Origin of the sequence: Kitasatospora sp. NPDC057198, from assembly GCF_042670125.1 — a bacterium.
GTDB lineage: Bacteria > Actinomycetota > Actinomycetes > Streptomycetales > Streptomycetaceae > Kitasatospora.
On record NZ_JBHUWH010000280.1, the window covers coordinates 1 to 10423 of the forward strand.

Below are 10423 nucleotides of genomic sequence, written 5' to 3' on the forward strand. Positions count from 1 at the left end.
GCCGTAGCCCCCGCGCCCCGGCCCCCGCGCCCCGCCGGCCGCGCACCCCCCCGGGACGCCGTCGCCGCCCGTTACACCGCCGCGGGTGCCGTCGCCGTCGCCGTCCGTGTCCCCGCCCGTGCCGGGGCCGGGCGGGGCGCTGCCCGGGACGGGGAGCGCGCCGGGGCTGCCGCTGCTGGCCGCCGCCGGGCTGCTGCTCGCCGGGGTGCTGGCGCTGCGGACGGCCCGCCGGCGCGGCTGACCGGACGAAGCACGAAGCACGAAGCGCGAAGGGCCCCGGCCGCGGTGGGCGGTCGGGGCCCTTCGGGTTTCCTCAGACGGCGGCCGGCGGGGCCCAGACCGCCCGGGCCCGTGCGGCGTGCTCCTCCTGCATGGCCGTCAGGCGGCGGACCATCAGCACCGCGAGCACCGCCGCGGCCGCGGTGAGCAGCTCGGAGGCGATCAGGACGGTCAGCGCCTCCCGGTACGAGTCGACGTAGTGCAGGGCGGCCTCGGAGCCCATGCTCTGGCGGCCGAGCACGGAGAGCAGCTTGCCCAGCATCAGGGTGGTCCACCAGGCGTGCACCAGCCCGGCCGGGACGGGGCGCGGCACGCCGTGCTCGCCGGGCGGGCCGCTGGCCCGCCAGACGTCGTTGGTGATCCGCCACGGGAACCAGAAGTTCACCAGCGGGACGATCCAGCCGCCGATCACCCACCCGCGCGCGTACTGCTGCCCGTGCGGGTAGATCACCTCGGCGTTCACCCGCACCCGGTACAGCCACAGGACGAACAGCACCGCGGTGGCCAGCGTCAGCAGCAGTCCGGCGTCCGTCGTGGCGTTCGATCCGAAGAGGTCCACCAGCAGCGAGATGTCGTCGCCCGGCTCCGCCGCGTACAGGAACAGCATCACGACCGCCGATCCGGCGGCCACCGCCCCGCTCAGGGCGAGCAGCACCGCGGTCGCGGTGGCCGGGCCGCGCGGGGACCTGTAGACGGCTGGCGAAGGCATGCTGAACTCCTGGTTCCGGTTGTGGGGGAGCTCGCACACTAGTGCCCGGCGCTGACACAAGACCAGGTAAAACCGCAGCTCAGCGGCGGTTTGTCCACTTCGGGGAGGAAAGTCGGGAACGCCGAAGGGCCCGACCGGAGAACGGTCGGGCCCTTCGAGTGGCGGTAGCGGTGGGATTCGAACCCACGGTGGAGTTGCCCCCACACACGCTTTCGAGGCGTGCTCCTTTGGCCGCTCGGACACGCTACCGAGGGGAACTCTACCGGATCGGCGGGACGGGGCGAAATCCGTTCCGGGGCGGCTCAGCGCTGGGTGTCGAAGAAGGCCAGCAGCTGGGCGGTGCACTCCTCGGCGAGGACGCCGCCGACCACCTCGGGGCGGTGGTTGAGCCGGTTGTCGCGGACCACGTCGAAGAGCGAGCCGGCCGCGCCGGCCTTCGGGTCGTACGCGCCGAAGACGACCCGGGCGAGCCGGGAGAGCACGATGGCGCCCGCGCACATGGTGCAGGGCTCCAGGGTGACGACCAGGGTGCAGCCGCTCAGCCGCCACTCCCCGACGGCCCGCGCGGCCTCGCGGATGGCCACCACCTCGGCGTGGCCGGTCGGGTCGCCCTCCGCCTCGCGGACGTTGTGGCCCCGGCCGAGCACCGTGCCGTCCGGTCCGAGGACGAACGCCCCGACCGGGACGTCACCGGTGGCGGTGGCCAGTGCGGCCTCCTCGATCGCGAGGCGCATCCGGCCCGTCCACCGGTCGCGGACCGGATCGGGGCGTTCGGGGGCGGGCAGCGGCGCGATCCGCGGCCGTTCGCCCAGGGTGTCGGTGGGAAGGGACTGCATGGACCCAGTGTCGGGCACCGGGCCCGCCGCTACCGAACGGCCTCCAGGACCTCGCCGCAGCCGAGCGCCTCGGCGATCTCGCCCAGCGCGTCGCCGGGCGCCGCGCCCTCGCCGGCCAGCTCCAGCAGGTCGGCGGCGGTCATCCCGAACTCGGTCAGCAGCTCGGAGTCGCCGATCGGCCCGACCGGGTTCCCGCCGCGCCCGCCGGCCGGCTCCTCGTCGTCCGCGGCCGCGGCCGCCCCGTCGGCCTCGTCCTCGTCCTCGGCCTCGTCGTCGGCGTCGAGCCCGGCGACGAGCCCGTCGAGGTCGTCGAAGTCGGCCTCCCCGTCCTGTTCGATCAACTCGTCGGTGAGCACCGCGCCGTACGAACTGCGCGCCGCGGCCGCCGCGTCGGAGACGAAGATCCGCGGGTCGTCCTCACCGTCGATGCGCAGGACGGCGAACCACGCGTCCTCCTGCTCGATGAAGACCAGCACGGTGTCCTCGTCCTCGGCCGCCTCGCGGGCCAGGTCGGTCAGGTCGGCCAGGGTCTCTACGTCGTCGAGTTCCGTCTCGCTCACATCCCACCCGGCACCGGTGCGAGCAAGCACTGCAGCGAAGTACGCCACCAGGGACACTCCCAAGATTGGTCTCGGCTGTCGGCGATCTCGGGCGGGTGCGGTCCGGCCGCCCCCGCGCCAGAAGGCGGTCCGCCGTTCGGACCGTCCCACCGCATCGTGACAGAAAGGCCGCCGCTGCGGGGGGTGTTCGGCAGCGCGTCTTCGCAGGTCGTGTCGGAAAGGTCGGCTTCCGGCCGCTCGGGGCGCGGATCTTGACCGCCGGACGCCTTGCGGCGGGGGCGCCGGGGCGCTCCGGGGGGCGCGACTGCGGTGCGGGGCGCGGTGCCCGCGGGGCGGCCGGACCGGACCGGCGCGGTCAGATCCGGAAGGTTCGCATCCGCAACGCCTCGCGCATCCGGCGCTCCTTGGTCCGTCTCGGCCGCACCCGGGCCCGCAGCTCCCGGGCCTCGGCCAGCTCGCGGAGGAACACGGCCCGGCGCTTGCGCCGCTCCGCGTCGGTCTCCCCCTCGGTCTCCGGTATCGGACGGGACTCGTCTGTCGAGCCGGACCCGCCCGCGCCGGCGGTGGTCGCCCGCGTCGGGTTGCTCTTCATAGGTCCCGACTTTCCCAGATCGGCCCCGGGGATACCACAGGAGCGGCCCGACTTCCGTGATTCCGGGCGGATCCCCGGTGCTCCGGCGGGTCGTCCGGCGGGCCGTCCCGGCCGGTCGTCCCGGTCGTCCCGGTTCGTACGGAGTCGTACACACGTGCCGGTGGCCGTTACCGTTGGTGCCATGCGTCTCCACGTCGTCGACCACCCGCTGGTCGCCCACAAGCTGTCCACCCTGCGCGACGAGCGCACGGACTCGCCGACCTTCCGTCGGCTCACCGACGAGCTGGTGACCCTGCTCGCGTACGAGGCGACCAGGGACGTCCGCACCGACACGGTCGAGATCACCACCCCCGTCGCCGTCACCCGGGGCACCCGGCTCTCCTACCCGCGCCCGCTGGTCGTCCCGATCCTGCGGGCCGGCCTGGGCATGCTGGACGGCATGACCCGGCTGCTGCCGACCGCGGAGGTCGGCTTCCTCGGCATGGTCCGCAACGAGGAGACGCTGGAGGCGTCGACCTACGCGACCCGGATGCCGGACGACCTCTCCGGGCGGCAGATCTACGTCCTCGACCCGATGCTGGCCACCGGCGGCACCCTGGTCGCGGCGATCCGGATGCTGCTGGAGCGCGGCGCGACCGACGTCACCGCGGTGGTGCTGCTGGCCGCGCCCGAGGGCGTCGAGGTGATGGAGCGCGAGCTGGCGGGCCGGCCGGTCACGGTGGTCACCGCGGCGGTCGACCAGCGGCTCAACGAGCACGGCTACATCGTGCCGGGCCTGGGCGACGCGGGCGACCGGCTGTACGGGACGGCCGGCTAGGACCCCGGGGCCCGGGGCCGAAAGCGGAGGATCCGGCCGGGGACGGGGCGTCGTCCTCGGCCGGATCCGGTGCGTTCGCGGGGGCGTGCGGTGCGGTTCGCCGCGCTCCCGGTGGGGCTCAGCAGTGGCCGGGCTCCGGGCTGGGGGAGGGCTTGGTGAGCTCGGCGAGGGCGGCGGCGGCCTGGGTGGGGTCGGCGAGGGCGTTGAAGGTGTCGCCGATGACGAAGTCGACGGTGGCGTCGGTGCGGGTGTCCTCGGTGGAGGTCGCGGAGGCGACCTGGGAGAGCAGCAGGGTGGCCGCGCCGAGGCCGCCGGGGCCGCTGAGGATCTGCGCGGTGCCCGGGACCTTGTTGGCCAGCGCGGCGGGCGCGTTGCCGACCTTGTCGACCACGAAGCCGCGCTTGCGCAGTTCGTCGGCGGTGCGGGCGGCCAGGCCGGACTTGTCGGTGGCGTTGTAGACGTTCACCTTGACGGCGGCGGGCTGCGGCACCGCGGTGTCGCTGGGGACGGGCGCGGGGGCGCCGGAGGCGGGGGAGGCCGGGGCGCCGGCCGCGGGGGAGTTCTCCGGGGCGGCGAGCGGCGTGCCGGAGCTGCCCGCGCACGCCTGGGCGGTGGCGCCCTTGTGCTTGCCGCTGAAGACGTCGTACAGCTGGACGCCGCCCACCGAGACCAGGGTCAGGACCAGCACGCCGCCCAGCCCGAGGGCGGCCTTCCGGCCGCGGCGGGTGGGCCGGCCGAGCCGGGGGTAGGCGTTTCCGGTGACGCGGTACTGCTTCCCCTTCAAACCCCGGGGAGTCAACATGCTCATGGTCTGTCTCCCCCATAGGTGCCAGGGTGGGGTGCCGGTGACCGCGGAACGGCCGTGGGGAACGGACCGCGTGACCGCTGTAGTCAGCAGACTAATCCGACAACGGGTGCGCAGGTACTAAACGATCATCATCCGGGGGACGACGGCACTCGAAAGGACGTACCGGTACCGGCACCGGTTGCGCCCGCCCCCGGATGAGCGGCCGTCAGTCCATCTCCAGCACGCGGGCGTGCAGGACCTGCCGCTGTTGGAGGGCGGCCCGGACGGCGCGGTGCAGGCCGTCCTCCAGGTAGAGGTCGCCGCGCCACTTCACCACGTGGGCGAAGAGGTCCCCGTAGAACGTGGAGTCCTCCGCGAGGAGGGTCTCCAGGTCCAACTGGCCCTTGGTGGTCACCAGCTGGTCCAGCCGCACCGGACGCGGCGCGACGTCCGCCCACTGGCGGGTGCTGGTCCGGCCGTGATCCGGGTACGGCCGTCCGTTGCCGATGCGCTTGAAGATCACACGGAAAGCCTACCGTTCGGGACGCTCCGGGCGCAGCAGGCGGGTGCCAACGGTGCGTTGACCGGGGGAGGGGACCAAGTGGCCGTTGTGCGGACGAACGGTGCGTTCCGGGCGGCCGCCGGCTAGCGGAGGGCCCGGCCGATCCGGTCCATCGAGGACAGCCGCATCAGGCCGTAGTGGTAGAACTCGACCTCGGGGACGCCCAGTTCGCGCAGCACGCCGATCTTGGCGGCCAGGTTGTCCGGGCCGTCGCAGTCGGAGGCCATCGGACGCAGGATCACCGCCATGTCGCGCGGGCTCACGCCGTGCAGGGCGAAGGCGGCGACCTTCTCGCGGACCTCCCCGGGGGTCTTCGCGTAGCCGAGGGTCTCGATCTGGTGGGCGGCGCCCGCCAGTGCGGGCAGGTCGATGCCGGACAGCCAGCCGGTGCCGGGGCCGCCGCCGTCCATGAAGGTCAGCCGCATGCCGTGCGCGGCGGCGGTGGCGGCCAGCTCGGCGGCCAGCGAGGTGACGGTGCGGGCCGAGGCGTCGACGTACGCGGCGAAGGCGCCGCCGGCCAGCTCGTCCAGCGCGGCGGGGGCCAGCGCCCGCGACCCGTCGGCGAGGCGGGCGCGCAGCTCGGCGCGGACGGTGTCGCGGACGTGCTCGGCGGGGACGCCGGCGGCGGTCGCGGCGGCCAGGCAGTGCGGGCAGAAGCAGACCGACAGCAGGGCCTCGGTGACCGGGCCGAGCTCCTCGAAGTAGCGCTCGTGGTGGTAGCCGTGCGCCAGGCCGTGGAAGTGCAGCGACTCGGCGCGGATCGCGTCCACGCCGTAGCGGCCCAGCTCCTCGACCACGGTGCGGCAGTACTCGCGGACCTCCGGGTTGGCCGGGCACAGCTCGGTCAGGTGCCGGTCGCCGAAGGCGTTGGCGGGCGCGCAGTCGGGGTGCGCGAAGCCGAGCCGGTCGTTGTGGCAGAAGACCGTCCAGGCGTGCAGCTTCAGGCCGCGGCGGCGGGTCTCCTCGGCGGCCTCGGCGAACGGGTCGCGCTCGCCGATCGCGGTGGAGGGCAGCGGGGCGAGCCGCCGGCCGGCCCAGCGCGCCGGGTCGGGGCGGAAGTAGGCAGCACCCGGTTCGAGGTAGCGCAGCACGCGCCGGGGGTTGTGCGGGAAGACGTCCCGGGCCTCGTGGTAGACGGACGCGAGCGTGACGCCGCCGGCGCCCGCCCGGTCGGTAAGGTTGCCGAAGAAGGCGTCGGCCCCTTCGTCGAGCAGGTCGGTGGCGAAGGCGAGGACGGACGTCTCCACGGGGCAACTCCGGAGAAGGAAGTACGGGGAGTGACCACGCTAACCGTGCGCTCCCGTATTGGTCTATACCTGGTTGGGTGAGGGGAGCGGCGCCATGGCGGTCTACCGGGGCTTCGACCAGCAGGAACTCGACCGGGAGTACTCACCCAGCAGCGAGGTCGCCGACTTCGACGCCGAACTCCGGGCCTACGCCGTCGAGAGCGGCCGGGCCCGCCGGGAACTGCCCGGGTACCGGGAACTGCGCTACGGGCCCGACGCGCCCGAGCTGATCGACTTCTTCCCCGCCGCCCGGCCGGGCGCGCCGCTGCACGTGTTCGTGCACGGCGGCTTCTGGCAGGAGCTCGGCAAGGAGGACTCCGGCTTCCCCGCGCTCGACCTCGTCCCGCTCGGCACCGCGTTCGCCGCCGTCGGCTACGGGCTCGCCCCGCACTGGACGGTCGAACGGATCGTCGAGCAGGTCACCTCGGCCGTGCGCTGGCTGGTCGACCACGCGGCCGAGCTCGGCGCCGACCCGGAGCGGATCGTGCTCAGCGGCAGCTCCGCGGGGGCGCACCTGGCCGCCACCGCGCTGCTGGACGAACGGCTGCGCGGGCGGATCCGCGGGGCCGCGCTGCTCAGCGGCGTCTACGACCTGGAGCCCGTCGCCCTCAGCTACGTCAACCAGCCGCTCGGCCTCGACCCCGCCCGCGCCGCCGCGCTCAGCCCGCTGCACGCCGGGGCGGACGCGCTGGCGGGGCTGCCGCCGGTGGTGCTGGCGCTGGGCGAGCACGAGACGGACGAGTTCGGGCGGCAGCAGGCCGAGTACGCGAAGGCGCTGCGGGGGGCGGGCGTCGCGGTGCACGAGCTGCTGGTGGGCGGGCGCAACCACTTCGACCTGGTCTTCGACCTGGGGAAGGTGGGGACGGTGCTGGGGGCGGCGGTGGAGGCGCTCCGGCGCGGGTGAGAGCCCGCGGCGGCCGCTGTCCCGGAGGCCCGGAGCAGCCCGGACGCATCGGCGGGATCCGGCCGCCGGCCGCCCGGACCCGCCGTTCCCCGGCCCCTGACGCGGCCCGGCGGTGGATAGGCTGGGGCGGTACTCCGAGGGCCTTCGATGGGGATGGTGACCGATGACCGGGCGTATTCCGCTTCCGTACGGCTTCCTGCCGCCGGTGCCGGCGTTCCAGCTGCGCAGCACGGACCTGGTGGACGGGGGGACGATGCCGGACGCGCAGGTGCACGCGGCCGGGAACACCTCGCCGCAGCTGTCGTGGTCGGGCTTCCCGGCGGGGACGCGGTCGTTCGCGGTGACCTGCTACGACCCGGACGCGCCGACGGCGGCGGGCTGGTGGCACTGGCTGGTGGTGAACCTGCCGGCCGAGGTCACCGAGCTGGCGACCGGGGCCGGGGCCGGCGACGGGACGCTGCCCGGCGGGGCGTTCCACGTCCGCAACGACTTCCCGGGGCACCGCTACGACGGGGCGGCGCCGCCGCCCGGGCCGGCCCACCGGTACGTGTTCGTGGTGCACGCGCTGGACGTGCCGGCCCTGGAGGTCGGGCCGGACACCCCGGCGGCGCAGGTCGGGTTCAACCTGACCGCGCACGCGCTGGGGCGGGCCCTGCTGACGGTGGAGTACCGGTCGGCGCCGTGACGCGCGCTCAGGCCAGCACCTGGCGCAGGAACGCCTCCAGGTTGGCGGCCGTCCGGGCGATCTGCTCCTCCAGCGGGAGCGACTCGTCCGGGCGGCTGACCGAGGCGCTGCGGCGCAGGCCGCGGACGTACAGCGAGCAGGCCAGGTCGGCGCAGAGGTAGGTGCCGACCGAGTTGCCCTCGCGGCCGGCCGCGCCGGCCCGGGGGGCGGTGAGCAGCGAGACGCCGCTGCCCGCGTGGGCGGTGATGCAGACCGAGCAGACGTTGGTGCGGGTCAGGCTGCGCTTCACGTTCGGCGAGCGGAGCGTGAGGCCGACCGGGGTGCCGTCCAGGACGGCGACCAGGTAGGCCCGGTCGGGGGCGCCGAGGTCGCGCCAGCCGAGGAAGTCCAGGTCCGCCCAGCGCTGCTGGGCCAGGTCGCGCGGGACGGGCAGCCGCTTGGCCTCGCCCTTGGAGCAGTTGACGAAGGACGCCCGGATCTCGGGCTCGGTCAGGGCACGCATGCCCCGACGCTAACCGGGCGGACGCGGGTGCGTCGCCCGGTTTTCCACCGGCACCGGACCGCGCGTTGGGTGGAGCGCGGTTCGCGGTGCGGGCCACACTGGGGGGATGACGCAACAGCGGCGGTTGATCGTGCTGCGGCACGCCAAGGCGGACTGGCCGGACGTCCCGGACGAGCTGCGGCCGCTGGCCGAGCGCGGCCGGGCCGACGCGGTGGCGGCCGGACGCTGGCTGGCCGAGCACGGACTGGTGCCGGACCGGGTGCTGTGCTCCACCGCGGTGCGCACCCGGCAGACCTGGGAGCTGGCCGAGCCGGAGATCGGCGGCGCGCCCGAACTCGTCCTGGAACCGCGGGCGTACCGGGCGGACGCGGACGAACTCGTGGAGCTGCTGCGGGAGTTGCCGCCGGTGGTGCGCACCGTGATGCTGGTCGGGCACCGGCCCGAGGTGCAGGAGCTGGTGCTGGGGCTGGCCCACGGGAGCGGGAACGGGCACCGGAACGAGGCGCTGGAGCGGCTGCGGGAGAAGTTCGCCACGGCCGGGGTGGCGGTGCTCGACGTACCGGGCGAATGGGGAGAACTCGCACCGGGGAGCGCCGAGTTGACCGACTACGCGGTGCCGCGCGGATGAATCCGGGGGCGTGATAGTCATGGGGCGTGCGCTTCGACACCGTTCCCAAGCCGCCCGCCGTGGCGGCCCGCCCACGTGACGACCGCGGCTACCCGGTACCCGCGATCACCCCGTGGGAGGACGGGCGGCCGCAGTTCGCGCTGACCGACTACGAGCGGTCGGCGGCCTGCGCCCGGGAGCGGCTGTGCTCGGTGTGCAACACGCTGATGCCGCGCGGCCCGGTGTGGCGGGTGGTCGGCGGTACGGAGGCGGTGGCGATCGGCGAGGCGCTGGCGGCCGGCCGCCCTTACCGGAACATGGCGCCCACCACGGAGGGCCCCGGCCACCGGGCGTGCATGCTGTACGCCTCGATGGTCTGCCCGTACCTGGCCCGCTCCAACGCCCGCCGCCGGGTGACGGCCGTCCAGGGGGACACCCCGGACGGGCTCACCGCGCACGTGGTGCGCGGGGCCGCCCGGGGCGACGCGGGTGCGGTGGTCGGCTTCGCCGAGTACGAGTTCGGGATCACCCCGACCAAGGTGCTGTTCCGCTTCCTGGACCCGGTCGAGTGGCTGCCGCACGACGACGCCGACGAGCAACTGCCGAACCTGCGCGCGGAGTTGGACCGGATCGCTCAGCGGTAGGCGGGGAGGCCGACGGTGTCGGCGACCTTCTCCGGCTGCCCGCCGGTGAACGGGACGGTGTAGATGCCGTCCGGGCCGCGGAAGGCGACGGTTTGGCCGTCGTGGCTGATCGCGGGCTCGGTGTAGTCGACCGTCGCGCCCGGGGTGAGGTCGATCTGCTGGTCGGCGTTCTCGTCGCCCGGACTGGCGAAGACGTGGCTGTGGCCCTGGGCGGAGCGGACGAACACCAGCGCGCCCTCGTCGGCCAGCGCGGGCTGCGAACCCTCGGCGATCGCGCCGCCGTTCGTCCGGCTGAGCACGTCGTGGAAGTACACCTGGCCGTCGTCCTTGTTGGCGTACACCGTCATGCCGGACAGGCCGTTGGAGTACGGCCACAGGTTGCCGGTCTCCGGGATCTGCGCGCCCTCGGAGTCGCCGACGTGCAGCACCTCGGGCTCGGCGCCCGCCTTGGCCTCGACCGACATCAGGCGCAGGCTCTTCTTGTCGTCCGCGGTGAACAGCAGGTAGGTGCCCGCGCCGTGCGGCTCGTCCGCGCCGAAGACCTGCCAGGTCGGGTGGGACCAGGTCACGCCGGAGGGGGCCTTGGCGACGACGGTCTTGTGGCCGCCGTCCGGGTCGGAGGTCTCCAGGTTGCCGTTGCCGTCGACGAAGGC

General features: G+C 74.5%; 15 protein-coding genes and 1 tRNA gene. 6 read left to right on the forward strand and 10 right to left on the reverse strand.

Features of this window, described 5'->3' with window-relative positions:
* The first annotated feature begins 106 nt into the window (after positions 1 to 106).
* Positions 107 to 241, forward strand: a complete 135-nt coding sequence (locus ACFUEL_RS26480) for a hypothetical protein (RefSeq protein ID WP_380239268.1) — start codon at positions 107 to 109, stop codon at positions 239 to 241.
* 72 nt (positions 242 to 313) lie between these two features.
* Here the strand turns inward: ACFUEL_RS26480 and ACFUEL_RS26485 are convergent, their stop codons facing one another.
* The 5 genes from ACFUEL_RS26485 to ACFUEL_RS26505 all read right to left on the reverse strand — a co-directional run bounded on the left by ACFUEL_RS26485 (position 314) and on the right by ACFUEL_RS26505 (position 2976).
* Entirely contained in the window at positions 314 to 988 is a 675-nt protein-coding gene (locus ACFUEL_RS26485; RefSeq protein WP_380239269.1) for a DUF4328 domain-containing protein, read from the reverse strand.
* Positions 989 to 1147: 159 nt separating this feature from the next.
* Positions 1148 to 1237: transfer RNA gene (locus ACFUEL_RS26490), tRNA-Ser, on the reverse strand.
* 53 nt (positions 1238 to 1290) lie between these two features.
* Positions 1291 to 1824, reverse strand: a complete 534-nt coding sequence (gene tadA, locus ACFUEL_RS26495; protein WP_380239270.1) for a tRNA adenosine(34) deaminase TadA — start codon at positions 1822 to 1824, stop codon at positions 1291 to 1293.
* 29 nt (positions 1825 to 1853) lie between these two features.
* Positions 1854 to 2432: a hypothetical protein gene (locus ACFUEL_RS26500; protein ID WP_380239271.1), complete on the reverse strand. Its 579-nt coding sequence runs from the start codon at positions 2430 to 2432 to the stop codon at positions 1854 to 1856.
* 307 nt (positions 2433 to 2739) lie between these two features.
* Positions 2740 to 2976, reverse strand: a complete 237-nt coding sequence (locus ACFUEL_RS26505) for a hypothetical protein (protein WP_380239272.1) — start codon at positions 2974 to 2976, stop codon at positions 2740 to 2742.
* A gap of 181 nt (positions 2977 to 3157) precedes the next feature.
* Here ACFUEL_RS26505 and upp point away from each other — a divergent pair, with 181 nt between their 5' ends.
* A complete protein-coding gene (upp, locus tag ACFUEL_RS26510; RefSeq protein WP_344549639.1) occupies positions 3158 to 3793 on the forward strand; it encodes a uracil phosphoribosyltransferase in 636 nt (211 codons plus the stop codon).
* Positions 3794 to 3911: 118 nt separating this feature from the next.
* On the opposite strand, the gene ACFUEL_RS26515 is transcribed toward upp, so the two are convergent.
* From ACFUEL_RS26515 to ACFUEL_RS26525, 3 genes are all read right to left on the reverse strand, one after another.
* Positions 3912 to 4601 carry a LytR C-terminal domain-containing protein gene (locus tag ACFUEL_RS26515; RefSeq protein ID WP_380239273.1) on the reverse strand — a complete coding sequence of 230 codons (690 nt, stop codon included), beginning with the start codon at positions 4599 to 4601 and terminating at the stop codon, positions 3912 to 3914.
* 205 nt (positions 4602 to 4806) lie between these two features.
* Entirely contained in the window at positions 4807 to 5103 is a 297-nt protein-coding gene (locus ACFUEL_RS26520) for a type II toxin-antitoxin system VapB family antitoxin (protein ID WP_014136828.1), read from the reverse strand.
* A 122-nt stretch (positions 5104 to 5225) separates the two neighbouring features.
* Positions 5226 to 6389, reverse strand: a complete 1164-nt coding sequence (locus ACFUEL_RS26525; RefSeq protein WP_380239274.1) for a hypothetical protein — start codon at positions 6387 to 6389, stop codon at positions 5226 to 5228.
* A gap of 94 nt (positions 6390 to 6483) precedes the next feature.
* On the opposite strand from ACFUEL_RS26525, the gene ACFUEL_RS26530 reads away from it, so the two are divergent.
* Positions 6484 to 7332, forward strand: a complete 849-nt coding sequence (locus ACFUEL_RS26530; RefSeq protein WP_380239275.1) for an alpha/beta hydrolase — start codon at positions 6484 to 6486, stop codon at positions 7330 to 7332.
* 163 nt (positions 7333 to 7495) lie between these two features.
* A complete protein-coding gene (locus ACFUEL_RS26535; protein WP_380239276.1) occupies positions 7496 to 8017 on the forward strand; it encodes a YbhB/YbcL family Raf kinase inhibitor-like protein in 522 nt (173 codons plus the stop codon).
* Positions 8018 to 8024: 7 nt separating this feature from the next.
* Here the strand turns inward: ACFUEL_RS26535 and ACFUEL_RS26540 are convergent, their stop codons facing one another.
* Positions 8025 to 8519, reverse strand: a complete 495-nt coding sequence (locus tag ACFUEL_RS26540) for an FBP domain-containing protein (RefSeq protein ID WP_380239277.1) — start codon at positions 8517 to 8519, stop codon at positions 8025 to 8027.
* Positions 8520 to 8625: 106 nt separating this feature from the next.
* Between ACFUEL_RS26540 and ACFUEL_RS26545 the strand changes: the two genes are divergently transcribed.
* Complete coding sequence (locus ACFUEL_RS26545) at positions 8626 to 9147, forward strand: SixA phosphatase family protein (RefSeq protein ID WP_380239278.1); 522 nt, start codon at positions 8626 to 8628, stop codon at positions 9145 to 9147.
* Between the two features lie 26 nt (positions 9148 to 9173).
* On the forward strand, positions 9174 to 9770 hold the full coding sequence (locus ACFUEL_RS26550) for a hypothetical protein (RefSeq protein WP_380239279.1): 597 nt from the start codon (positions 9174 to 9176) through the stop codon (positions 9768 to 9770).
* On the opposite strand, the gene ACFUEL_RS26555 is transcribed toward ACFUEL_RS26550, so the two are convergent.
* The coding region (locus tag ACFUEL_RS26555; RefSeq protein WP_380239280.1) for a hypothetical protein at positions 9761 to 10423 on the reverse strand (663 nt) is incomplete at its 5' end. The two genes, ACFUEL_RS26550 and ACFUEL_RS26555, sit on opposite strands and share 10 nt — an antisense overlap.